We start from the raw sequence: 24,019 nt of genomic DNA, 5'->3' as shown, positions 1-24,019 counted from the left end.
GGTATCGCCCGGGGTTTATTATTCAGCGCACATTCACGAGTGTGGTCCTAAGCCGCCGGTGATGTCCCGCGGCAGACAGGATTGCGGCGTGAGCGATTTCGATCAGATGGGAATTGTCATCGACTGGGTGGACGCCTGCCGGAAGGGCGACCTCGCGACGTTGCTCGACCTCTATGCGGACGATGCCCAGGTCGAGTGCGCCTGTAACGGCGCGCAGCGCTATCGCGGCCGCAGCGAGCTCGAGGCCTATTGGGGGCCGCGGCTGAGCGCGTTCTTGTCGGCCGGTTTTGGCCTCGAGGAGATCAATCCGGTGCCATATGGAATCGATCTCGAATATTCCGTTGCGGGTTCGCTGCGTATTCGCGCTTCGTTTCGCTTCAGCCCGGAAGGCAAGATCCGCAGCACGCTGTGCGAGCCGGCGCGGCAGAACGCGCATGACGGCTGCTGCGCCTGCTAGCTATTGACCAGCACCTCGCGTGCCGGCTTGGCCGGAAGGTGGCAACGGACATAGGTTCGCTCGTCCACGCGCAGCAGTGACAGCGATCCGCTGAGCGCGCGCACGCGCTCATGCATGCCGGTCAGGCCGCGGCCGAAGGCATTGTCGGCGGGGAAGCCGCCGCCGTCGTCGGAGATCTCGATGACCAGTGTCTCGCCGGCGATGGTGGCCTGGACATGGGCGCCGCTGGCCTTGGCGTGGCGCAGCACGTTGGTCAGTGCTTCCTGGATCACCCGATAGACGGTCCGGGCCAACGCCCCGTCGATCACGTTGAGGTCCGGATCGATCGTATCCGTCAGGGCGATATGCGGTGCCTGCTTGCGAAAGTTCCGCAGCAGCGTCTGCACGCTGGTCGCAAGGCCCAGCTCCTCGATGTAAAGCGGCCGCAGCCGGTCGAGGATGCGCCGGTTGGTCTGCTGCAGCGCCTCGACCGATTGCAGCACCTCCTCCGCCGAATTGCCGAGATTTCCTGCTTGCGACGCGGCGTCGATGAGCGCGATCGTGCCGGCGCGAATGCTGAACAGCAGCGGTCCGAGCTCGTCATGCAGTTCGCGGGCGAGATCACGCCGCTCGTCGTCCTGGAGCGACACCAGGCGGTGCATCAGATCGCGATTGTCTTGGCTCAATTGCGCCAGCGTTGCAGCCAGCGCATTTGCTTCCGCACAGCTCTGCCGAATCTCCGGCGGCCCTCCGACCGGGATCGGCTTTGCGTAGTCGCCGCGCCGCATCCGTGTCAGGCCTTCACCGAGATGTTGCAGCGGACGCAGGGCCGATCCCGCGAAGACATAGGCGATGATTCCAGTGAGCACCGTCAGCACGGCGACGAGGCTGGTCAGTGCCAGGAAGCCGATCCATTTCTCGAACAGGTCGGCTGAGAGGTCCGGCAGGAACACGATATCGCCGATACGTCTGCCATCAATCAGCACCGGGGCCGCAGCGTCCGTGTCCGGCACCGCCAGCAGGTTGATGAACCACTGCGGTATTCCTTGCAGGTTGTGCGTGTCGCTCCTTGGCGATGGTGCAGGCGCCCCTTCCGCGGAACGGAATTGGATGTCCGAGGAGGTTGTCAAGGATTGGACAAAGGCGTCGAGTATCTTCTGCGGATTGTCCGACGCGCGCAAAGTGTTGTTGAGTGCGGTGGCGATCGTTCGGGTCGAACGTCGCGCAGGCTCGTTCTCGTCGACCAGCTGACCGCTTGCGAAGATCTGGAGCAGCACCCCGCCGAGGATCAGGGCTGCGAGAAAACTCGCGCCGAGCGGAAGAAACAGTTGCGTTCTGAAAGAGAGTCGTTGCCACATTAGGTCAATTCTAACGCGCACCGGCGGGATTTGCTCTTTCCATTTGTTCCCGTCGGTCTAAGAGTCAAAAAAAAGCGAGTGCGCGATGCAAGATACCGCCAAACCGGGGACCCGGGTTCTGATCGTCGACGACCATCCCGTGGTGCTGTCCGGTTGCCGCACCCTGTTCGCTTCGGACCATTCGATCCGGATCGACGAGGCGACGGACGCCAAATCCGGGCATCGCGCCTATGTCAGCAAGCGGCCCGACGTCACCGTGATCGATATCAGCCTGCCCGATGTTTCCGGCTTCGAGCTGATGCGACGCATCCGCAAGGACGATCCCGACGCCAAGATCATCATGTTCAGCATGAACGACGATCCGGCCTTCGTGGTGAGGGCAGTCGAGCTCGGGGCGCAGGGCTATGTCTCCAAGGGCGACGATCCCAGGATCCTGCTGAAAGCAGTGCGCAAGGTGATCGCAGGCGACAATTTCATCTCACCGCAGCTCGCCGAAGCCGTGACGTTCTCGGGCGCCGCGATCAAGGCCAACCCGGCCTCGCAGATGACGCCGCGAGAGCTCGAAATTCTCCGCCTGCTCGGACGCGGGGACAAGATCGTGGAAGTCGCCGAGGCGCTCGGCATCTCTTACAAGACAGTCGCCAACACCACGTCTCTGCTCAAGCAGAAGCTGGGGGCCAAGAACCATTCCGACCTGATCAGGATCGCGGTGGAAATCGGGATGAATTGACGGCCCGGGGCACTATCGGGCCGGGCACTGTCGTCGGCCCGGGCACTGTCGGCCCGGGCGTACCGAACCGGCTACTCCAGGATGCAGCCGGTTCGGCGGGACGGATCGGTGTCGACGCGCAGCCGGGCAATGCATGGACACCGCCGACACCTATCCGCCGACCCCAATGGACGGAGGCGGAATTCGTTCCTGCCATGTCCCGAGGATTCGGGAAGATTTGGCAAAGCGCGACGTGCAGGTGCTCGGCTATGTTTGCGAGAGCGGATCTGGGATCGGGAAAAATAGGAACATTTTCTCGCGCTCATCGTTTTCGCCCTTGACGGTTTCGTGACAGGCGACGAAAGCTGGCGCGAACAGTTTGAGGGGCGGCGACCCCGAGAGCCAAACCGGTCTGCACACATCAACGACAGACCTTCCAAGAGAGGGGCTGCGGCATCGCCGCAGCCCCTTTTCGCTGGGCCGGGCGGAGGTCGGAAGCGGTTTCCCGATGCCGCAAAACACTTTATGGTGGCCCAAAGCCTCTGGCTGTTAACAAGTAGTTTCGTAAAATCAAAGGCTTATGGATCGCGCTCAGGCCGGCCGGCCTTTGGAGGGCAGTTTGACTCGTTATATATCGACCCGGGGCGAGGCTCCCGAACTCGGCTTCTGCGATGTGATGCTGACCGGGCTCGCCCGCGATGGCGGCCTGTATGTGCCGACGGTCTGGCCGCAGCTTTCCGCGGATGCCATCGCCGGCTTCTTCGGCCGTCCCTATTGGGAGGTCGCAGTCGAGGTGATTCGTCCCTTCGTGGGCGGCGAGATCAGCGACGCCGAGCTCGGCCGCATGGCGAACGAAGCCTACGCGACCTTCCGCCATCCCGCTGTGGTGCCGCTGCGCCAGATGTCGCCGCACCAGTTCGTGCTGGAGCTGTTCCACGGCCCGACGCTCGCCTTCAAGGACGTGGCGATGCAGCTGATCTCGCGGCTGATGGACCATGTGCTCGCCAAGCGCGGCCAGCGCACCACCATCGTGGTCGCGACGTCAGGCGATACCGGCGGCGCCGCGGTGGAGGCTTTCGCCGGCCTCGAGAACGTGGATCTCATCGTGCTGTTTCCGCACGGCCGCATCTCCGAGGTGCAGCGGCGGATGATGACGACGACGGGCGCGGCCAATGTCCACGCGCTCGCCATCGAGGGCAATTTCGACGACTGCCAGGCGATGGTGAAGGGGATGTTCAACAACCATCGCTTCCGCGATGCGACCTCGCTCTCTGGCGTCAATTCCATCAACTGGGCGCGGATCGTCGCCCAGGTGGTCTATTATTTCACCTCCGCCGTTGCCGTCGGCGCGCCGGCGCGCGCGGTGGATTTCGTCGTGCCGACCGGCAATTTCGGCGACATCTTCGCCGGCTACGTCGCCAAGTGCATGGGCCTGCCGGTGCGCACCTTGCGCATCGCCGCCAACGTCAACGACATCCTGGCGCGCACGCTGAAGACGGGGATCTATGAGGTGCGCGAGGTCCACGCCACGGCATCGCCCTCGATGGACATCCAGATCTCCTCGAATTTCGAGCGGCTGATGTTCGAAGCCGGCAAGCGCGATGCCGCTGCCGTGCGCCGCCTGATGGATTCGCTGAAGCAGTCGGGACGTTTCGTGCTGCCCGATGCGACGTTGGCCGCGATCCGCGAGGAGTTCGACGCCGGGCGCGCCGACGAGACCGAGACCGCGGCTGCGATCCGCGCCGGCTGGCGCGAGGCAGGCGAGCTGGTCGATCCCCATACGGCGGTGGCGCTCGCCGTCGCCGACCGCGACACCACCGACACGCGGGTGCCGAGCATCGTGCTCTCGACCGCCCATCCGGCCAAATTCCCCGACGCTGTGGAGGCGGCCTGCGGCCAGCGGCCGCAACTGCCGGCCTGGCTCGACGGATTGATGACCAAATCCGAACACATGAAGGTGATGAAGAACGATCTGGCCGAGGTCGAGCGGTTTGTGTTGTCGGTCAGCCGCGCCGCAAAGCAGGGAGTTGCCGGATGAGCGTCGAGATTTCCAAGCTTGCCTCCGGCCTGACCGTCGTCACCGACAACATGCCTCACCTGGAGACTGCGGCGCTCGGCGTCTGGGCCGGCGTTGGCGGACGCGACGAGAAGCCGAACGAGCATGGCATTTCGCATCTGCTCGAGCACATGGCGTTCAAGGGCACGACCAAGCGCTCCTCGCGCGAGATCGTCGAGGAGATCGAGGCGGTCGGCGGCGACCTCAATGCCGGCACTTCGACCGAGACCACGTCCTATTACGCACGGGTGCTGAAGGCCGACGTGCCGCTGGCGCTCGACGTGCTGGCCGACATCCTCGCCAATCCCGCCTTCGAGCCCGACGAGCTGGAGCGCGAGAAGAACGTCATCGTGCAGGAAATCGGTGCCGCGCAGGATACGCCCGACGACGTCGTGTTCGAGCATCTCAACGAGCTCTGCTATCCCGACCAGCCGATGGGCCGCTCGCTGCTCGGCACGGCCAAGACGCTGCGCAGCTTCAATCGCGACATGCTGCGCGGCTATCTCTCGACGCATTATCGCGGGCCCGACATGGTGGTGGCGGCGGCTGGCGCGGTCGATCACAGCCAAGTGGTCGCCGAGGCCGAGAAGCGCTTTGCGAGCTTCGAAGGGACGCCGGGCCCGAAGCCGCAAACCGCCCAGTTCGGCAAGGGTGGCACCAAGGTGGTGCATCGCGAGCTGGAGCAGGCGCATCTGACGCTGGCGCTGGAAGGCGTGCCGCAGAACGATGCCTCGCTGTTTTCGCTCCAGGTCTTCACCAACATCCTCGGCGGCGGAATGTCGTCGCGCCTGTTCCAGGAGGTGCGCGAGAAGCGCGGCCTCTGCTACTCCATCTATTCGTTCCACGCGCCCTATACCGACACAGGCTTCTTCGGCCTCTACACCGGCACCGATCCGGCTGACGCGCCTGAAATGATGGAGGTCGTGGTCGACATCATGAATGATTCGGTGGAGACGCTGACCGAGGCAGAGATCGCGCGGGCCAAGGCGCAGATGAAGGCAGGCCTCCTGATGGCGCTGGAGAGCTGCTCGTCCCGGGCCGAGCAGCTCGCCCGGCATGTGCTGGCCTATGGCCGGCCGCAGACGGTCGAGGAGCTGGTCGGTCGGATCGACGCCGTCAGCGTCGAATCGACCCGGGACGCGGCCCGTGCGCTGCTGTCGCGGAGCCGGCCCGCCGTTGTCGCGTTAGGCAGCGGCAGGGGTCTGGACACGGCGGTGTCTTTTGCGGAAGGATTGACCCGGGCGCGCGCCAAGGCCCGGCTGCACTAGGAGCCGCGGAACGGCGGGACCGCCCCCGGAAAGCATCACCATGGCCCTCTTTCGCCTGCCGTCCAGTGGACCCGCCGCCCTCGCGCCGCGCGGCAATGGCTTGTTGCTGCGCGCGCCGCAGATGTCGGATTTCCTGCAATGGGCACATCTGCGTGAAACCAGCCGCGACTACCTGACGCCCTGGGAGCCGATCTGGCCGTCGGACGATCTCACCCGTTCCGGCTTCCGCCGCCGCCTGCGCCGCTATTCCGAGGACATCGCCGCGGACCGTTCCTATCCGTTTCTGATCTTCCGCGAGCTCGACGGGGCGATGGTCGGCGGCATCACGCTCGCCAATGTGCGGCGCGGCATCGTGCAGGCCGGCACCATCGGCTATTGGGTCGGTCAACCCCATGCCCATCGCGGCTACATGACGGCTGCGCTGCGGGTCCTGCTGCCGACGCTGTTCGGCGAGCTCAATTTGCACCGGGTGGAAGCCGCCTGCATCCCCACCAACGCACCGTCGATCCGGGTGCTGGAGAAGTGCGGCTTCTCCCGCGAGGGGCTGGCCCGCCGCTACCTCTGCATCAACGGGATCTGGCAGGACCATTTGCTGTTTGGCCTCCTGCACGAGGATTTCCGCGGCTGAGCCCATTCGTTCATGTGACCAAAGTCTGCCTGGCATCGTCTCGTTTGCTGCCTTGGGTTCGCCGATTTTGACGATATAACGCGCGAGGCCTCCCGGCGATCGGCCGGGGATTTGTCATGGAGTACGGGCTTTGATGGTGAAGCAGCTTCGGTCGTCGCGGAATGTGCTGCGGCGGATGCCGGCGATCGCGCTGGTCTTGTCGGTGTCGTTCGCGGCGGTTTCGCCGGTCGCCGCGCAGTCGTTGACCGACCGCTTCAAGAGCCTGTTCGGCGGCAAGTCCGACGCGCCGGCGGAGCCCAAGCCGGCGCCTGCGCCTGGCCAACCGGCCGAAGACGATCTCGATTGCCCGCAGGTGACGGTGCGCGCGGGGGCCTCGACCTACGCGGTTGGGGCCACCGGCAAGCCGGCCGTCGGCAATGAAATCCGCTTCCAGGCGACGATCACCAAGATGGCGCGCGAATGTGCCCGCAGCAGCGCCGGCATCACAGCCCGGATCGGCATCCAGGGCCGCGTGATCGCCGGCCCCGCCGGGGCACCTGCGACCGTCGAGGTGCCCCTGCGCATCGCCGTCGTGCAGGGCGGCGTCGGCGAGAAGGTGATTGCCTCGAAGGCCTACCGGACCACGGTCGATATGTCCGAGGGCGGCAGCGTGCCCTTCACTTTCGTCGTCGAGGATATGTCCTATCCGGTGCCCGCGCCCGCGGCCGCCGACAGCTACATCTTCTATGTCGGCTTCGACCCGCAGGCGCTCGCGCCCGAGCCGAAGGGGCGGAAGAAGAAGTAGGGCAAGCTGTTGCGGCACTCTCAGCTGTCATTGCCCGCGAAGGCGGGCAATCCAGTATTCCAGAGGCCGCGGTGCTTGAACCGATAAGCCGCGGCGTACTGGATCACCAGCCTTTGCGGGTGATGACACCCAGTTTGCGGCTGCAGTTCGCCCAACAAAAAAGCCGGCGCTCATCGCGCCGGCTTTTTGATGGGTGAAGGCAAACGCCTCAGTTCAGCTTCTGCCGGACTTCGCTGATGCCCTTGGCGAGCAGGTCGTCGGCGAGCTGGCCCTTGACCGACTGCGACAGGATCGTCGAGGCGGCCTGGACGGCGGCTTCCGCGGCTGCGGCGCGGACATCGGCCAGCGCCTGGGCCTCGGCGAGCGCGATCTTGCTCTCCGCGGTCTTGGTGCGGCGGGCGACGAAGTCTTCCATCTTCGCCTTGGCCTCAGTCGCGATGCGCTCGGCTTCGCTTCTGGCGTTGGCGATGATCTCGGCGGCCTCGCGTTCGGCCGAGGCGGTGCGCGCCTTGTAGTCGGCGAGCACCTTGGCTGCCTCCTGCTTGAGGCGCTGGGCGTCGTCGAGCTCGGTCTTGATGCGCTCGGCGCGCTTGTCGAGCGCCGACATCGCCGACTTGAAGACCCCGAGATAGCCGAACAGGACCATCAGGATCACGAAGGCGATGGCGACCCAGGTTTCAGGATCGAAGAACATCTCGACTAACCTTTCAGGGACGCATCGACCGCCGCATTGACCGACGCGGCGTCGGGAACGACGCCGGTGAGCTGCTGCACGATCTGACCTGCCGCATCGGCCGCGATGCCGCGGACGTTGCTCATGGCGGCGGCGCGGGTCGAGGCGATGGTCTTCTCCGCCCCGGCGAGCTTGGCCGCCAATTGTTCTTCCAGCGTCTTGCGCTCGGCGTCTGCCTGCGCATTCGCCTTGTCGCGGGATTCGTTGCCGATCGCCTGTGCCCGTGTGCGCGCCGAAGCGAGCTCGGTTTCATAGGCCTTCAGCGCGGCGTCGGACTGATCCTTCAGCGCCTGCGCCTCGGTGAGGTCGCCGTCGATCTTGTTCTGACGCGCCTCGATCGCACCGCCGACCTTCGGCAGAGCGAGCTTGGACACGATCACGTAAAGCAGGACGAAGAAGATCGCGAGCGACACCAGCTGTGAAGCGTAGTTGCTGCTCTCGAACGGCGGAAAACCGCCACCGTGGTGACCACCGTCAGCCTCGGTGTGAGCGCCCGCCGCCGGACCTTTTGCGCCGCCATGACTTTCAGCCACGGAGTTCTCCTGTTGCTGTCACACGCGCCGTCCCAAGGGAATGGAACGGCGCGAAAAACGTCGTCCTCAGAGCGGAACGAACAGCAGCAGCAGCGCGATCAGCAGCGAGAAGATGCCGAGCGCTTCGGTCACCGCGAAGCCGAAGATCAGGTTGCCGAACTGGCCCTGAGCGGCCGAGGGGTTGCGAACGGCTGCGGCGAGGTAGTTGCCGAAGATCACGCCGACGCCGACGCCCGCACCGCCCATGCCGATGCATGCGATGCCCGCGCCGATAAGTTTTGCTGCTGCCGGATCCATTTTAGACTCCTTGGAAGAAAGATTGGGTTGTGGGTGGAAATTCCCCGGACCGCTCAGTGTCCCGGATGAATGGCGTCGTTGAGGTAGATGCAGGTCAGGATCGCGAACACATAGGCCTGCAGGAACGCGACCAGGATCTCCAGGGCGTACAGCGCGACCGTGAGCGCCAGCGGCAGCACGCCGCCGACCCAGCCCAGCGCCCCGAGCGAGAAGCCCAGCATGGCGACGAAGCCGGCGAACACCTTCAGCGCGATGTGGCCGGCCAGCATGTTGGCGAACAGACGGACGCTGTGGGAGACCGGACGCAGGAAGAAAGACAGGATCTCGATGAACATCACCAGCGGCAGGATGTAGCCGGGGACGCCGTGGGGGACGAAGATCGAGAAGAATTTCATGCCGTTCTTGGCGACGCCGTAGATCAGAACGGTGAAGAAGACCAGAAGCGCAAGCGCTGCGGTGACGATCAGATGGCTCGAGATCGTGAAGGTATAGGGGATGATGCCGACCAGGTTCGAGACACAGATGAACATGAACAGCGAGAAGATCAGCGGGAAGAACTTCATGCCCTCCGCGCCGGCCGTCGAACGGATGGTGCTGGCTACGAATTCGTAGGAGATCTCGGCGACCGATTGCAGGCGCCCGGGAACCAGCTGGGTGCCGCTGGCGAGCATCAGGAGCGAGATGATCGCCACCGCCACCAGCATGTAGAGCGACGAATTGGTGAAGGCGATCGTGTGATTGCCGATATGGCCCAGGGTGAAGAGAGGCTCGATGTTGAACTGGTGGATCGGATCGATTTTCATCAGCGCGGCATCTCTTGGTCTGCCGGGCGATGCCGGCGGGTCTCGGTCTGCCGGCCGGGCCGGCCCGTACCGGCGAAACCGGTACGATCATTCCTCTCCTGGTGGGACGGCCTACGAACCACCGCGCCTGTTCTGACCCGCGCCCGCCGTTCTCACCACATTCACCACGCCGGCGACGAAGCCCAGCAACAGGAACACGATAAACCCGAAAGGCGACGTCGACAGCAAGCGGTCGAACCCCCAGCCAATCCCCGCTCCAACGACGACACCGGCGATCAACTCGGAGGATAACCGGAAACCAAGCGCCATCGCCGAGGCTCTGGCCGCTCCGTCTCCACCGTCACCTGCGGGTTGCTCGGTCTTGATCCGGCGGTCGCGAAATTCGGACAACCTCTGATCAAGACTTCCGAGCCGTTCGGAAAGCGCAGCTTCCTCGGACGATTTATCGCGATCTCCATTCTCGCCGTGTCCCGTGCCCTGTGTCATGCAACGAAGACCCGAAACGCCGCGGCTGAATGGAAATTACGCCCGCCACCCTCAAAAGCCGCGCGGACCATACTGATGGCCCATAATCAAGTCAAGCCAAGTCACGATTGCGTCGCTTTCGGTTATGTGTCTGATTTATTTGATGATATTGGCGCGTGCGGCAGCGCTGCACACAGCGTGACGCCGCACCGCAGCAGCTCGCCCTGCGCTCGGTGAACGCGGCCGCCCTTTCGCCGCGTTGCCGGGATCAAAGACATCGCTGGGATCGTTGATGTCGAGACGCGTTTTGGGCGGCGGATCGGCTCAGCGGGGTGTAGAATTTGCCGGATTGCCACCTGCACCTCGTGGCGGAGAGCGCGATGAGACCTGTGACGCCATCCACAACATCCTGGCTTGCGGCGGCGGCATTTGCCGCGGCGATGGCCGTCGGTGGCGGTCTCGAGGCCGCGCAACCCGCGCCCGACGGCGAAAACGGTCGCTACAGCATGACGCCCATTCCCGAAGGCGTGCTGCGGCTCGACACGCGCACCGGCACGATATCGACCTGCACCAAGAACGGCACCGGCTGGGCCTGCTACGCGGTGCCCGACGAACGGACCGCGCTCGACGCCGAGATCGGCAGGCTCCAGGCCGAGGTCGAGAGGCTGAAGGGGCAGCTCGCGGCGGCCCCGACGGTGTCGGGCAAGATCGACGAGGCGCTGCCGAAATCCGACCCGTTGAAGAAAGCCGAGCCCAAAAACGCCGAGCCTCGGGCCGCCGAGGGCGAGCGCAAGATCGAGATTCCGCTGCCGAGCGATCAGGACGTCGATCGCGTGATGTCGTTTCTGGAAAAGGCCTGGCGGCGGCTGATCGACATGGCCAACCGCGTCCAGAAGGACGTGTCGGGGAAGATTTGAGGACCCCTTCGCGCCATCTGCGCGTTGAGCTTTGGTAGAGTGAGCAAAGGCGCTGTTACGCCGTGCCCATGATGTCTCTACGGCGGTGAAGAAAGACGCGGGCACGTCGCTTCGCGCTTTTGCCCCATCCTACGGCAGTGTCCGATGCAGCGAGACCTTCCATGACATCAGCCAGATCCATCACGCGCTCGGCGCCATCGTCCGCGCAAGCCACCACCATTGCCTCGTCGCTGCTGACCGTGCAGACGCCGGGCTGCGGCTTCATCGATCTCACGGGCGAGGCTGCGAAGTTCGCCGCCGAGATCCGCGCGCGCGACGGCGCGCTGACGCTGTTCATCCGTCACACCTCGGCGTCGCTGACGATCCAGGAGAATGCCGATCCGTCCGTGCTCGTCGATCTCACCACGGCGCTGGCGCGGTTCGCGCCCGACGATGAAGATGCAGGCTGGACTCACGACACCGAAGGACCGGACGACATGCCGGCGCACGTCAAGACCATGCTGACGGGGACTTCGCTCCACGTGCCGGTGCTGGACGGCAAGCTCGCGCTCGGGACCTGGCAGGCAATCTATCTGATCGAGCATCGGACCCGTCCGCATCGCCGCGAGGTCGTGCTGCAATTCGTCGGCGCGTCGCGCTGACCAAAACAAAACCGGCCGCGGGATGCCGCGGCCGGTTCGTGTTTGTTGAGATCGGTGCTCTCGATCAGGTCGCCTTGATGTCGACGTCCTTGGTCTCGGGCAGGAAGAACAAGCCGATCACGACGGTGATCGATGCGAAGATGACCGGATACCAGAGACCGGCATAGATATCGCCGGTCGAGGCCACGATGGCGAAGGCGGTTGCCGGCAGCAGGCCGCCGAACCAGCCGTTGCCGATGTGGTAGGGCAGCGACATCGAGGTGTAGCGGATGCGGGTCGGGAACAGTTCGACCAGCATCGCGGCGATCGGGCCGTAAACCATGGTGACGAACAGCACCAGGACGAACAGCAGCCCGACGACCGCAGCCACCTGCGGACGGAAGATGTCGAACGGATGTGCCATCTTCACGATGCCGGCGTCGCCGGCCTTCGGATAGCCGGCTGCCTGCACGGCGGCGAGAACTGCCGGGTTGCCGTCCTTGGCGTTGGCGTAGGCGACTTCCTTACCGTTGACCATCACCTTCACGCCCGAGCCGGCGGCTCCCGGCGCGGTCGAGTACTTGACCGACGACTGCGCGAGGAAAGCACGGGCGGTGTCGCAAGGCGCGGTGAAGACGCGGGTGCCGACCGGGTTGAACAGGTCGCCGCAGCCCGCGGGATCGGCCACCACCTCGACCTTGGTCTGCTCGATGGCCTTCTCCAGCGCCGGGTTGGCGTTGGTGGTGATCATCTTGAAGATCGGGAAGAAGGTCAGTGCCGCGATCAGGCAGCCGCCGAGGATGATCGGCTTGCGGCCGATCTTGTCGGACAGCATGCCGAACACGATGAAGAAGCCGGTGCCGAGCAGCAGCGACCAGGCGATCAGCAGGTTGGCGGTGTAACCGTCGACCTTCAGGATCGATTGCAGGAAGAACAGCGCGTAGAACTGGCCGGTGTACCAGACCACGCCCTGGCCCATCACGCCGCCGAGCAGCGCGAGCAGCACGAGCTTGCCGTTCTGCCAATTGCCGAAGGCTTCGGTCAGCGGCGCCTTCGAGCTCTTGCCCTCGTCCTTCATCTTCTGGAAGATCGGGGATTCATTGAGGCGGAGCCGGATCCAGACCGAGACGCCGAGCAACAGCACCGAGACCAGGAACGGGATGCGCCAGCCCCAGGCGGCGAAGTCGGGTTCGCCGAGGGCGCTGCGGGTAAACAGGATCACCAGCAGCGACAGGAACAGGCCGAGCGTTGCCGTGGTCTGAATGAAAGAGGTGTAATAGCCGCGCTTGCCGTTCGGCGCATGCTCCGCGACGTAGGTCGCCGCACCGCCATATTCGCCGCCGAGCGCCAGGCCCTGGGCGAGGCGCAGCGCGATCAGGATGATCGGAGCCGCGATGCCGATGGTCGCCGCGTTCGGCAGCAGGCCGACGATGAAGGTCGACAGACCCATGATCAGGATGGTGACGAGGAAGGTGTATTTGCGGCCGACGATGTCGCCGACGCGGCCGAACACGATCGCGCCGAACGGACGCACCAGGAAGCCGGCTGCGAACGCGAGCAGTGCGAAGATGTCGCGGGTGGCCGGCGGATAGGCCGAGAAGAACTGGGCGCCGATGATGCCGGCCAGTGAACCGTAGAGGTAGAAATCGTACCACTCAAAGACGGTACCGAGCGAGGAGGCGAGAATGACGAACCGTTCGTCCTTCGTCATCCCTCCCGCGCTTGCTTGAGATACGGCCATTGTCGACATGTTGAGTCGCTCCCCGAAAATGCGTTTCCTCGCGCCCCGGATGTCCGGACGTGCCGGATCAACCCAGGTCTTACCCGCAAGGTAACATCGGCGTGAAACCTGCCCCAATACGACTTTCGGCCTTGCGCACTGACGCGCAGCTGACGCGCGGTATCGGGCGCCGGCCGGCAGTCACGGCGGCTCCCGGATTAACCCCTTTGCAGCAAAGGGATAATGTGCACTTGCATGCCACGGCCGCTCGGGGAAGAATTGGACAAACCCGGGATCTGTCCGCCAGCCGCGGACGACAGCAAGAGAACGATGAACGCTCCCTCGACCCATCTCGTCATCGCCGATGACCATCCGCTTTTCCGCGACGCGCTGCGACAGGCGGTGGCGGGCGTGCTGACCTCGGCCAAGATCGACGAGGCCGGATCGTTCGAGGATCTGACCAAGCTCCTGGAACAGACCTCGGACGTCGATTTGATCCTGCTCGACCTCTCGATGCCCGGGATCTCGGGCTTTTCCGGCCTGATCTATCTGCGCGCGCAATATCCCGCGATCCCGGTGGTGATCGTCTCGGCGTCCGACGACAGCGCCACGATCCGCCGCTCGCTCGATTTCGGCGCCTCGGGCTTCATCCCCAAGCGATTCGGCGTCGAGACCTTGCGCGATGCCATCCTCAAGGTGATGGAAGGCGACGTCTGGGTTCCCGCCGACACCGATCTGTCGGCAGCCGCCGACCCCGATATGACGCGCCTGCGCGACCGCCTCGTGACCCTGACGCCGCAGCAGGTCCGGGTCTTGATGATGCTGTCGGAGGGCCTCCTCAACAAGCAGATCGCCTACGAGCTCGGGGTCTCCGAGGCCACCATCAAGGCCCACGTCTCGGCGATCCTGCAAAAGCTCGGCGTCGAGAGCCGCACCCAGGCCGTGATCGCCGCCGCGAAGATTGCCGGCGGCCAGTGGAAGCAGGGCACGCCGACGGGGTGAGGCTCGCTACAATATCTTCAGAAGCGCATCGGCAGCCCGGATATCCGCAGTATCCGAACCTTCGGCAAAGCCTTCAAGCGACGATTGCAGCAATCCCTTCGCTTCCTCGCGCCGGCCGCGTTCGCTGATGAGCGCGGCGAGATCGACCGCGGCCCGCAGTTCCCAGGCTTTCGCGCCTTGGGCGCGGCTGAGGTCCAGCGCCTGCATCAGGCAGGCCTCGGCGTCCTGCATCCGCGGCGCCGGCTGGTTCAACAGGACCTTGCCTCTCATGCGCAGCAACTCGGGCCTGTAGAGGTGGTCGCCGCTCCGCTCGACCAGGCGGATCGCATCGTCAATGAGGTGCGTGCTCTGCTCGAACTGTCCGAGCGCCAGCAAGCCCTGGACCAGCGCGATGTTGAAGGTCGTGGTCAGCAGCTCGTAGCCGGCATCATGGAGCTCGCGCAGGCAAGTCGCGATCGTCTCGACGCCACCGGCGGCATCGCCGCGCCGGATCGCCAGCTCGCCTTTGACGCCGCGGCCGACCGCAAGATAAGGCCCCATCGAGCGCGAATTGGCGTGCGCGATGAAGCGGTCGATGTCCTCCTCCGCGCCGTCGAGGTCGCCGCTCCAGAGCTCGATGGCGACCGCCCAGATCAGCGCGATGCAGAGCGTGATCGGATGATCCATCTGCGCGGCCTCGGTGACCGTCTGCCGCGCCAATTGCTGCGCATCTGCGGGCCGGCCCTGCAACCAGAGCTCGCGGGCCAGGGTGATGCCGGCGCGGTTGCGATGATCGAAGCCATAGACCGTGCTGATTCGTTCCGTGCCGGGTCCCTGCCAGGCGATCTGCAGCATCTCAAGGGCGTCGCGATGCCGGCCTGCCAGATGCAGCGAGACGCCGAGGAGGGAATGGGCGAGGGCGATCGAGGCCGCATCACCCAGCGACCTTGCGACGGCGAGGCTCTGCTGCGCGTAGCCAAGCGCGGCGTCGAACTCTCCCATCCGCTCGTGAAAGATATGCATCCGGCCGAGCAGCTGGAGCTGGTTGATTTGGTCGCCGCGCGCCTCGGCGATCGCAAGGCCCCGACTCAGGGCGCTGCGCGCCGCTTCGCTGCCGCCGCGGGTGAACATCAAGGTCAGTCCGAGGGCGGCCTGGATGTGCATTTCCTCGGCGCTGCCGCGCGCGGAGGGGGCCATCGCCAGCAGCGCACGTTCCGACCAGCGCCGGCATTCGATCAACAGGGACATAGCCAGGAAGATCGGCGCCGCGGCGGCGGCGAGCACGATACCGGCGCCGAGATCGCCGCCCACGCCGAAGCACCATTCGAGCGCGGCGCGCACGTTGTGAAGCGCGGAGAAGTGAGCCGCCCGTTCGTCCGCGCTCGGTACATTGGCCCAGGTCGTGCCGGCCTGTTCCAGCCATCGCCGGTAGTAAGTCGCGTGGCGGACGGCGAGCGCCGCGTCATCAGGCTCGATCTCGCGCAGATAGGCGCGCGTGGCGTCGAGCAGGCGATAGCGCATCATGGCGCCGATCGGACGCGGGGCGACCATCGATTTGGCAACGAGACTGTCGACGGCGTCGAACAAATGGGCGTGGTCGACGCGCTCGTCCGGCACGACCTCGAGGGCCGCGTCTAGGGTGAAATGCCCGGCAAAGACCGCGAGCCTGCGCAGCACCAGGCGTTCGCGATCCGACAATAGCCCGTAGCTCCAGTCGAGCGTGGCCTGCAACGTCTTCTGCCGGGGCGGCGCCGTCCGCTGGCCTTGCCAGAGCAGGTTGAGACGCTCGTCGAGCAGTGCGGCCGTCTGCGCGAGGCCGTAGGCTTCGACCCGGCCCGCGGCGAGCTCGATCGCCAGCGCCATGCCGTCGAGCTTGCGGCAGATCCTCGCGATGAGCGCGGCATTTGCATCGTCGAGCCTGATCTGCGCGCCGCCGGCCGTGGCACGTTCGAGGAACAGTTGAAGTGCGGGATAGGTCTGTGCTGAGGCGGCGGTCAGCCCGGAGTTGTCGGGCGGGACGGCGAACGGGGCCAATCGATAGACCTGCTCGCCCTCGACGCGCAGGGCTTCGCGGCTGGTCGCGAGGATATGGACGTGCGGCGCCGCATGGAATATCTCCGCGGCCAGCGGTGCGGCCGCTGCGATGACGTGCTCGCAATTGTCGAGGATCAACAGCATCCGCTTGTCCCTGAGATGCGCGAGCAACGCGGGCAGGGGATCGTCGGCCTCCGCCGGCAGACCAAGCATCAGCAGGATCGAGGTGATCACGAGATCGGGATCGCTGAGCGAGGCAAGGTCCACGAAGTGCGCGGCATCGGAGAATGATTCGAGCAGATCGTGCGCGATCGCCACGGCGACCGCGGTCTTGCCGACGCCGCCGGGGCCGACGATCGTGACGAAGCGCGAGGCGAGGAGCTTGTCGGAGACGGCGGCGATCGCATCGACGCGCCCGACCATCCGCTGCAGCCGGTTCGGCAGTTTAACGGGCGGCAATTCCCGCCGCGGCGCGGGGCGCTGCACCGGAGCGATATTTGTCTGCGAGATCGGCGCCACAAAGCAATAGCCGCGGCCGGAGAGCGTCGTGATGTAGCGGGCGCCATCCTTGCCGTCGCCGAGCGCCTTGCGAAGCGCTGCGACATGAAAGCGCAGATTGGTCTCCTCGACGGTGATGCCGGGCCACACCAGCGCCATCAGGTCCCATTTGCTGACGACTTCATTTGGCCGCGACATCAGCGCCATCAGCGTGTCGAAGGCTTTCGCGCCGAGCGGCAACGCGACGCCGTCACGCATCACGAGCCTTTCATGCGGCGTCACGGAAAATGGCCCGAACGACAATGTTCCCGTCGCGGTGACGGTCGGCTCTGTCATGACGAAATCTTGGTCCCTTCGGAAGGACCCGATAGCCAGATGATCGCGATCCGGCAAGGCCGCTCCTGCATCGGCATCAGACCGCGGATGCGGGCCTTTGTGAGGCGCCAGGCGAGACCTCACAACTTCTCACAAGTCCAAACGGGTGTGCCGTCGCAGCCGCTGCTAGTCAGTGGCGTGACGACGAGGAGACCATGATGACGCAGGCGGGGAAGTTACTGTACACGGCCAGGACCCACACCAGCGGCGGGCGGCACGACGGCATCGCGCGCAGCTCCGACGGTCGCCTCGACGTCAAGCTGTCGCCGCCCGGCGCTGCGGGCACCGGCACCAATCCCGAGCAATTGTTCGCCGCCGGCTGGTCGGCCTGCTTCGAAGGCGCGATGGAGATCGCCGCGCGCAAGCGCAAGATCGAGCTGCCCAGGAAGAGCGCGATCGACGCGGAGATTGATCTCGTGCTCGACGACGGCGGCTATTCGCTTCGGGCACGCCTCAATGTCAGCCTGCCTGGCCTCGACCCCGAGATCGCGCGCGGCATCGTCGATGATGCGCATCAGACCTGTCCCTATTCCAAGGCCGTTCGCGGCAACATCGACGTCACGGTCACGCTGATCTGACGCAACGTTCACCAAACACCACGAGGTACACGACCATGAAGCCAAACATCGACCAGCATCGTCGCAAGTTTTTTGGCGTGGCCGCCGGAACCGTCGCCGTCGGTCTCGGTGTGATTGACTTTGCGCGTGCCGAAACGGAAGCGCCGCGATCATCCGGATCGACCGCATCCTTCGGCACGATCAAGCAGATCGATGCCGGCGTCCTCAATGTCGGCTATGCCGAGGCGGGGCCATCGAACGGCCCCGTGGCGATCCTGCTGCACGGCTGGCCCTACGACATTCACGCCTTCATCGACGTCGCGCCGATCCTGGCAAAGGCCGGCTATCGCGTCATCAGCCCTTACTTGCGCGGCTACGGCTCGACGCATTTCCTCTCCAGCGAGACGCCGCGCAACGGCGAGCCCGCCGCCATGGCCGCCGACATCATCGCGCTGATGGACAAGCTCGACATCAAGAAGGCCGTCGTGGCCGGCTTCGACTGGGGCGCGCGCACCGCCGACATCATCGCCGCGCTGTGGCCGGAGCGCTGCCGCGCGCTGGTGTCGGTCAGCGGCTATCTGATCTCGAGCCAGGCCGCCGGCAATGCGCCGCTGCCGCCATCGGCCGAATTGCAATGGTGGTATCAGTTTTATTTCGCGACCGAGCGCGGCCGGGCCGGATACGAGAAGTATACGCACGATTTCGCAAAACTGATCTGGAAGCTCGCCTCGCCGCAGTGGAAGTTCGACGACGCCACTTTCGCCCGCAGCGCGGCGGCGCTCGACAACGGGGATCATGTCGCGATCACGATCCACAATTACCGCTGGCGGCTCGGGCTCGCCCAGGGTGAGGCGAAATACGAGGATATCGAGAAGAAGCTGGCGGCCGGCCCGGTGATCAGCGTTCCCACGATCACGATGGAAGGCGATGCCAATGGCGCACCTCACCCCGAGCCGAGTGCCTATGCCAAGAAGTTTTCAGGCCGCTACGAGTTTCGCCTGATCACCGGCGGTATCGGTCACAATCTGCCGCAGGAAGCGCCGCAAGCCTTTGCCAAGGCTGTCATCGACGCCGACGGCGGCGCCTGAGAATGTTGTCCGCCTCCGGTCCAGCCCGGCTGGACCGGAGGATATCCGTCGCTCCGAGCCTGTTGAGAGATCATGACCCCGCCCGAGCCCGAAAAGAAAACCTTCGCATTCTCCACAATGATCGTTCTTGCCGTGGTTCTCGTCGTCATTCTGCTGACCTGCGTGCCGTATCTCGCCACGATCGTCTCGGCGCAGACGCCGGCTGAAAGCACGGCCGCCCACGCCTCGCCGATCTTCGGCGTCACGATCCCCGCCGGCTACAAGCAGTGGGAACTGATCGCGCCGGCGGAGGAGGCTGCGCCGCTCGACGAACTGCGCGCGGTCGTCGGCAACCAGACTGCCATCGATGCCTACCAGGCCGGCAAGCTTCCGTTCCCCGACGGGACCGTGTTGGTCAAGCGCGCTTGGAAGCGGAAGCAATCACCTGAATTTGCATCCGCGACGATCCCCGGTGCTGCTACGACGGTGCAGGTGATGGTCAAGGATTCCAAGAAATATGCCTCCACTGGAGGCTGGGGCTTTGGCCGCTTCATCAACGGCAAGCCGGTTGACGAGGCCCAGCACCGCACCTGCTGGGGCTGTCACGAAGCCCGTGCCAAGAGCCACGATTACGTGTTCACGCGGCTCGCGCCTTAAGTCCTTTCGGAGACTGGCATGAAGACCTGGTTCATCAGCGGCAGTTCGCGCGGGTTGGGGCGCGCCATCACGGAAGCCGCACTCGTTGCGGGCGACCGGGTGGTGGCCACGGCTCGCAAGCTCGACCCGCTCGAACCGCTGTGCGAACGTTTCGGGGAAAGACTGCGGCTGGCAACGCTTGATGTGACCGACGAAGCGGCAGCGCAAGCGGCGATCGACCTCGCGGTGGAAGCCTACGGCGGTCTCGACGTCGTCGTGAACAATGCCGGCTATGGCGATCTCGGCTCGGTCGAGGATACCAGCCTCGCCTCGTTCCGGCAGCAGATCGAGGCCAATCTGATCGGCACCATCATCGTCACCAAGGCGGCGATCCCGGTGCTGCGCAAGCAGCGCCGTGGGCACATCATACAGGTCTCGTCGGTCGGCGGCCGCATCGGCGCGCCGGCCCGCGCGCCCTATTCGGCGGCGAAATGGGGTATCGAAGGCTTTTCGGAATCGCTGGCGCGCGAGATGGCGCTGATCGGCGTGCATGTGACCATCGTCGAGCCCGGCGGCTTCCGGACCGGCTTTGCCCAGACCTCGCACGAGACCGACGAAGGACGTCCGGAGTACGACGCGGTGGTCGGTGCCGCCGTCAGGATGCAGCGCGACTACGATGGCCGTCAGCCCGGTGATCCCGCCAAGGCGGCCGACGTGGTATTGCAGCTCGCGAACATGGATCACCCGCCCCTGCGCATCGGGCTCGGCAGCGATGCCGTCAACGCTATCGCCGCGACGGACCGGCAGCGTCTCGACGAGCTGGAGAAATGGCGCGCGCTCAGCGTATCGACCGACTACTGACGGCGTCCTATTCCGCCGCGACCATCTGCTGCGTCCGCCATTGCCCGAGCAGCGCGCGGAGCGAGGCCGGCTTGACCGGCTTGTTGAGCACCGCGACGTTTTCGTCCCGCGCGGCGACCTGCACGGCGGGGCTGCGGTCGGCGGTGATCAGGATCGCGGGAATGCCGTCGCCGAAACGGCGGCGGATCTCGCGGATCGCGGCGATGCCGTTGCCGCGGTCGAGATGATAGTCGACCAGGAGGCCGGTGACGCGTCGTCCGGCGCTCTCGATCGCGGCGATCGCGCCTTCGGGGTCGGCGACCGCGATCACCTCGGCATCCCAAGCCTTCAGCAGCGTGCGCATGCCGTCGAGGATCGCCGCGTCGTTCTCGATGCAGACGATCAAGGCGCCCGAGATCGGCGTGCGCGCCAGCGGCGTCGCACTGGTCACGGCGGCGGTATGGGTGATCGCCTTCGCCGTCGGCACCGTCACCGAGAATACCGAGCCGCCGCTCTTGTTGCCGTCGATGGCGATGCCGTGCTTGAGCACCCGCGCCAGCCGTTCGACGATCGACAGGCCGAGCCCCAGCCCGCGCGCGATCCGCGCGCCCTGCTCGAGGCGATGGAATTCCTTGAAGATCTCGCCGCGCTTGACCTGGGGGATGCCGACGCCGGTGTCGTAGACACAGATCTTGAGCGACGGGCCCTGCCGGCGACAACCGACCAGCACGCGGCCGCGCGGGGTGTATTTGATCGCGTTCGAGATCAGGTTTTGCAGCAGGCGGCGCAGCAGCAGCCGATCCGATTCGACCGGCAGCGAGCAGGGCACGAAGGTCAGCTCCAGGTTCTTGGCGCGCGCGATCGGCGCGAACTCGATCTCCAGCGAGCGCATCAGGTCCGCCATCTTGAAGCTCGAGATCGAGGTCGTCATCGCGCCTGCGTCCAGCCTGGAGATGTCGAGCAGCGCGCCGAGGATCTCTTCGATCGCCTGCAGCGATTCGTCGATGTTCTCGACCAGCCGCGTCTCCTCGCCGCTGTGCTGGCGCTCGACCAGGCTCGTGACATAGAGCCGCGCCGCGTTCAGCGGCTGGAGGATGTCGTGGCTGGCGGCGGCGAGGAAGCGCGTCTTGGAGATGCTGGCGTCTTCCGCCGTGCTCTTGGCCAGCGCCAGCTCGGAGTTCAGCCGCGTCAGTTCCTCGGTGCGGTCGCGCACGCGCTTTTCCAGCGTCGCGTTGGCGCGCTCCAGCGCTTCCGCCGCTTCGAATGTCGGCGTGACGTCGGTGAAGGTGATGACGAAGCCGCCGCCGGGCATGCGGTTGGTGAGCACCTCGATCACCATGTGGCGTTCCGGCAGGCGTTCGAGATACGGTTCGCTGTCGGTGGTGTAGGCGATGAGCCGCCGCTCGATCATTGCCTCACGGTCGGCCTGATGGTCCGGATCGCTCACACCCATGAATTCCAGGATCTCGCGCAGGGGCGTGCCGAACTGGACGATGTGCGGGGGCACGTTGAGGAGATCGCCGAACTGCCGGTTGGAGCAGATCAGCTGCAAATCGGCGTCGAACACGGCGATGCCCTGGCGTACGTGGTTGAGCGCGGTCTGCAGGATCTCGCGGTTGAAATGCAGCGCCGCGTGCGAATCGTCGAGCAGTTTTAGCGCGGCTTTTGCCGACACCGTCCGCTTGCGCAGCAGCAGCGACATCACGAGGCGGGAGGAGGCCGCTCCGATCGAGGAGGCGATCAGGTGCTCGGCGTGCTGCAACAGCTCGAAATCAGCGGGGGCGCCGGGCTCCAGGCGGACATTGCGCCGCGCCGAGAAGGCCTCGAAGGAATGCCGTGCGCGGTCGGGGCCGAGATATTGCGCGACCGTGGTCTGGATGTCCTGCACGGTGACGGTGGTGCGCCAGCGGCGGAAACCCGGCGAGATCGGCGCGAGCGTGTTGGGCACGAACAGATCGGCCTGCAGCAGCTCGATGGACGAGGGCCTTCGCGCCAGCGACAGCAGCACGTAGGTCAGGATGTTGAGCGACAGCGACCAGATCACGCCGTGCATCAAGGGCGGCAGGTCGGCGCCGAACAGCGCCTGCGGCCGCAGGGCCTCGATGCCGAACGGGCCGTGCTGAAGCAGCAGGATGCCCGATGTCGAGGAATCCATGAAGCTCGGCATGAACAGCGTGTAGAGCCACACCGCGAAGCCGACCAGCATGCCCCCGATGGCGCCGCGCGCGGTGGCGCGCCGCCAGAGCAGGCCGCCGAAGAAGCTCGGCGCGAGCTGGGCGATGGCGGCAAAGGAGAGCAGGCCGATCGCCGCGAGCTGGGTGTTGCCGAGCGCGCGGTAATAGAAATAGGCCATCACCATGATGGCGAAGATCGCGAGCCGCCGCGAGCGCAGCAGGAAGTCGCTGAAATCGGCCCCGCCGGTGCGGCCCTCCGGCCGTCGTTGCAGCACCAGGGGCACCACGAGGTCGTTCGAGACCATGATGGAGAGCGCGACGCATTCGACGATCACCATCGCGGTCGCCGCCGACAGGCCGCCGACGAAGACGGCGACGCTGAGCAGATCCGCGCCGCCCTCCATCGGCAGCGCCAGCACATACATGTCGGGGTCGGCCGCGCCGAACGGGAAGGTGACGAGGCCGGCGATCGCGATCGGGATCACGAACAGATTGATGGCGACGAGGTACAGCGGAAACAGCCAGCGTGCGCGGCCGACCTCGGCATCCGAGGAGTTCTCGACCACGCTGACGTGGAACTGGCGCGGCAGCAGCATGATCGCGCAGAGCGACAGCAGCGTCATGGTCAGGAAGTTGCCGATCGACGGCGAATAGTTGATGGCGCGCACCGCCTCCGGCGTCTTCATCGCGCGCTCGATCAGCTCGTGCGGCGAGAACATCCAGAAGGTGACGAAGATGCCGGCGGTGAGGAAGGCGACCAGCTTGATGATGGATTCGGTCGCGACCGCCAGCATCAGGCCGTGCTGGTGCTCGGTGGCGTCGGTCTGCCGCGTGCCGAACAGCACCGCGAAGGCCGCCATCGCCAGCGTCACCATCAGCGCCATGTCGCCGAGGATCGGGATGTGGGAGAAGGCCTGGTCCTCGCTCAGGATGGTTTCGAGCGAGGAGGCAACCGCCTTGAGCTGGAGCGCGATGTAGGGCACCGAGCCGATGATCGCGATCAGCGCGACCGTGGCCGCCACCGCCTGGCTCTTGCCGTAGCGCGCCCCGATGAAATCGGCGATCGAAGTGATGTTGTGAGCCTTGGCGAGCTGGATCACGCGGCGCAGCACGCCGGCCCCGAGCCCGATCATCAGGATCGGGCCGACATAGATAGCGAGGAAGTCGGTCGAGGTGCGCGTGGCAAAACCGACCGAGCCGAAGAAGGTCCAGGAGGTGCAGTAGATCGCCAGCGACAGCGGATAGATCCACCCGGAGGCGCGGCCGCGCCCGGCCGGCGAGCGGCGGTCGCCGTGGCTCGCCACCAGGAACAGGAAGCCGATATAGCCGAAGGCGGCGGCGATCACGCCCCAATCGTGCAGCATGGCGAGGTGCGCTTCTCCCGGGGCGCTGGCCGCGCCCGTGCTCATTTTCCCTGCAAATCTAGCGCGTTGGACAGGGCGAGGCGACAGCGAAATGCCGGGTGAGGGCGGGAACCGAGGATGTCGTTAAGGTGCCTCGCTTGAGGCACTGGCCCTACCCTCCTCTGGA

General features: G+C 65.4%; 22 protein-coding genes. 13 read left to right on the top strand and 9 right to left on the bottom strand.

Features of this window, described 5'->3' with window-relative positions; all coding sequences use genetic code 11:
- Window positions 1-88: 88 nt before the first annotated feature.
- A complete protein-coding gene (locus SE92_RS20505; RefSeq protein WP_063203664.1) occupies window positions 89-457 on the top strand; it encodes a nuclear transport factor 2 family protein in 369 nt (122 codons plus the stop codon).
- Here SE92_RS20505 and SE92_RS20500 read toward each other — a convergent pair.
- The gene (locus SE92_RS20500) at window positions 454-1,794 is read right to left on the bottom strand and encodes a histidine kinase (RefSeq protein ID WP_063197879.1); all 1,341 of its coding nucleotides are present in this window, start codon (window positions 1,792-1,794) and stop codon (window positions 454-456) included. The genes SE92_RS20505 and SE92_RS20500 overlap by 4 nt on opposite strands.
- 85 nt (window positions 1,795-1,879) lie before the next feature.
- On the opposite strand from SE92_RS20500, the gene SE92_RS20495 reads away from it, so the two are divergent.
- The 5 genes from SE92_RS20495 (at window position 1,880) to SE92_RS20475 (ending at window position 7,239) form a co-directional block, all read left to right on the top strand.
- Window positions 1,880-2,524, top strand: a complete 645-nt coding sequence (locus SE92_RS20495) for a response regulator transcription factor (RefSeq protein ID WP_063197877.1) — start codon at window positions 1,880-1,882, stop codon at window positions 2,522-2,524.
- Between the two features lie 598 nt (window positions 2,525-3,122).
- On the top strand, window positions 3,123-4,541 hold the full coding sequence (gene thrC, locus SE92_RS20490) for a threonine synthase (protein ID WP_063203663.1): 1,419 nt from the start codon (window positions 3,123-3,125) through the stop codon (window positions 4,539-4,541).
- Window positions 4,538-5,827, top strand: coding sequence for a M16 family metallopeptidase (locus SE92_RS20485; protein ID WP_063197876.1), 1,290 nt, complete (start codon window positions 4,538-4,540; stop codon window positions 5,825-5,827). Before thrC ends, SE92_RS20485 begins: the two co-directional genes overlap by 4 nt.
- Before the next feature lie 40 nt (window positions 5,828-5,867).
- Entirely contained in the window at window positions 5,868-6,455 is a 588-nt protein-coding gene (locus SE92_RS20480; RefSeq protein WP_063197874.1) for a GNAT family N-acetyltransferase, read from the top strand.
- A 133-nt stretch (window positions 6,456-6,588) separates the two neighbouring features.
- Window positions 6,589-7,239 (top strand): hypothetical protein, encoded by a 651-nt coding sequence (locus tag SE92_RS20475; RefSeq protein WP_063197872.1) that lies wholly within the window; start codon window positions 6,589-6,591, stop codon window positions 7,237-7,239.
- Between the two features lie 208 nt (window positions 7,240-7,447).
- Here the strand turns inward: SE92_RS20475 and SE92_RS20470 are convergent, their stop codons facing one another.
- The 5 genes from SE92_RS20470 to SE92_RS20450 form a co-directional block, all read right to left on the bottom strand.
- Complete coding sequence (locus SE92_RS20470) at window positions 7,448-7,933, bottom strand: F0F1 ATP synthase subunit B family protein (protein ID WP_063197870.1); 486 nt, start codon at window positions 7,931-7,933, stop codon at window positions 7,448-7,450.
- A 5-nt stretch (window positions 7,934-7,938) separates the two neighbouring features.
- Complete coding sequence (locus tag SE92_RS20465) at window positions 7,939-8,505, bottom strand: F0F1 ATP synthase subunit B family protein (RefSeq protein ID WP_063197868.1); 567 nt, start codon at window positions 8,503-8,505, stop codon at window positions 7,939-7,941.
- Between the two features lie 66 nt (window positions 8,506-8,571).
- Window positions 8,572-8,802, bottom strand: coding sequence for a F0F1 ATP synthase subunit C (locus tag SE92_RS20460; RefSeq protein WP_007599451.1), 231 nt, complete (start codon window positions 8,800-8,802; stop codon window positions 8,572-8,574).
- A 53-nt stretch (window positions 8,803-8,855) separates the two neighbouring features.
- A complete protein-coding gene (locus SE92_RS20455; RefSeq protein WP_063197866.1) occupies window positions 8,856-9,605 on the bottom strand; it encodes a F0F1 ATP synthase subunit A in 750 nt (249 codons plus the stop codon).
- Between the two features lie 111 nt (window positions 9,606-9,716).
- The gene (locus SE92_RS20450) at window positions 9,717-10,091 is read right to left on the bottom strand and encodes an AtpZ/AtpI family protein (RefSeq protein WP_063197865.1); all 375 of its coding nucleotides are present in this window, start codon (window positions 10,089-10,091) and stop codon (window positions 9,717-9,719) included.
- Window positions 10,092-10,450: 359 nt separating this feature from the next.
- On the opposite strand from SE92_RS20450, the gene SE92_RS20445 reads away from it, so the two are divergent.
- On the top strand, window positions 10,451-10,987 hold the full coding sequence (locus SE92_RS20445) for a hypothetical protein (protein ID WP_063203662.1): 537 nt from the start codon (window positions 10,451-10,453) through the stop codon (window positions 10,985-10,987).
- 161 nt (window positions 10,988-11,148) lie between these two features.
- Window positions 11,149-11,628 carry a secondary thiamine-phosphate synthase enzyme YjbQ gene (locus SE92_RS20440; RefSeq protein ID WP_063197863.1) on the top strand — a complete coding sequence of 160 codons (480 nt, stop codon included), beginning with the start codon at window positions 11,149-11,151 and terminating at the stop codon, window positions 11,626-11,628.
- A 64-nt stretch (window positions 11,629-11,692) separates the two neighbouring features.
- On the opposite strand, the gene SE92_RS20435 is transcribed toward SE92_RS20440, so the two are convergent.
- The gene (locus tag SE92_RS20435; RefSeq protein WP_198172717.1) at window positions 11,693-13,318 is read right to left on the bottom strand and encodes an MFS transporter; all 1,626 of its coding nucleotides are present in this window, start codon (window positions 13,316-13,318) and stop codon (window positions 11,693-11,695) included.
- 339 nt (window positions 13,319-13,657) lie between these two features.
- On the opposite strand from SE92_RS20435, the gene SE92_RS20430 reads away from it, so the two are divergent.
- Entirely contained in the window at window positions 13,658-14,329 is a 672-nt protein-coding gene (locus tag SE92_RS20430) for a response regulator (protein WP_063197860.1), read from the top strand.
- A 6-nt stretch (window positions 14,330-14,335) separates the two neighbouring features.
- On the opposite strand, the gene SE92_RS20425 is transcribed toward SE92_RS20430, so the two are convergent.
- Window positions 14,336-17,176 (bottom strand): ATP-binding protein, encoded by a 2,841-nt coding sequence (locus SE92_RS20425; protein WP_063197858.1) that lies wholly within the window; start codon window positions 17,174-17,176, stop codon window positions 14,336-14,338.
- Window positions 17,177-17,373: 197 nt separating this feature from the next.
- Here SE92_RS20425 and SE92_RS20420 point away from each other — a divergent pair, with 197 nt between their 5' ends.
- The 4 genes from SE92_RS20420 to SE92_RS20405 all read left to right on the top strand — a co-directional run bounded on the left by SE92_RS20420 (window position 17,374) and on the right by SE92_RS20405 (window position 20,336).
- Entirely contained in the window at window positions 17,374-17,793 is a 420-nt protein-coding gene (locus tag SE92_RS20420) for an organic hydroperoxide resistance protein (RefSeq protein WP_063197856.1), read from the top strand.
- Between the two features lie 35 nt (window positions 17,794-17,828).
- On the top strand, window positions 17,829-18,860 hold the full coding sequence (locus tag SE92_RS20415; protein WP_063197855.1) for an alpha/beta fold hydrolase: 1,032 nt from the start codon (window positions 17,829-17,831) through the stop codon (window positions 18,858-18,860).
- 72 nt (window positions 18,861-18,932) lie between these two features.
- Entirely contained in the window at window positions 18,933-19,496 is a 564-nt protein-coding gene (locus SE92_RS20410) for a cytochrome P460 family protein (RefSeq protein ID WP_157095580.1), read from the top strand.
- Between the two features lie 18 nt (window positions 19,497-19,514).
- On the top strand, window positions 19,515-20,336 hold the full coding sequence (locus SE92_RS20405) for an SDR family NAD(P)-dependent oxidoreductase (RefSeq protein ID WP_063197853.1): 822 nt from the start codon (window positions 19,515-19,517) through the stop codon (window positions 20,334-20,336).
- Window positions 20,337-20,343: 7 nt separating this feature from the next.
- On the opposite strand, the gene SE92_RS20400 is transcribed toward SE92_RS20405, so the two are convergent.
- Complete coding sequence (locus SE92_RS20400; protein ID WP_063203660.1) at window positions 20,344-23,853, bottom strand: PAS domain-containing hybrid sensor histidine kinase/response regulator; 3,510 nt, start codon at window positions 23,851-23,853, stop codon at window positions 20,344-20,346.
- Between the last annotated feature and the right edge of the window lie 166 nt (window positions 23,854-24,019).

Source organism: Bradyrhizobium sp. AT1 (assembly GCF_001590795.1).
GTDB lineage: Bacteria > Pseudomonadota > Alphaproteobacteria > Rhizobiales > Xanthobacteraceae > Bradyrhizobium.
The sequence above is the reverse complement of the archived record's forward strand: the minus strand, read 5'-3'. Positions and strand labels throughout refer to the sequence as shown.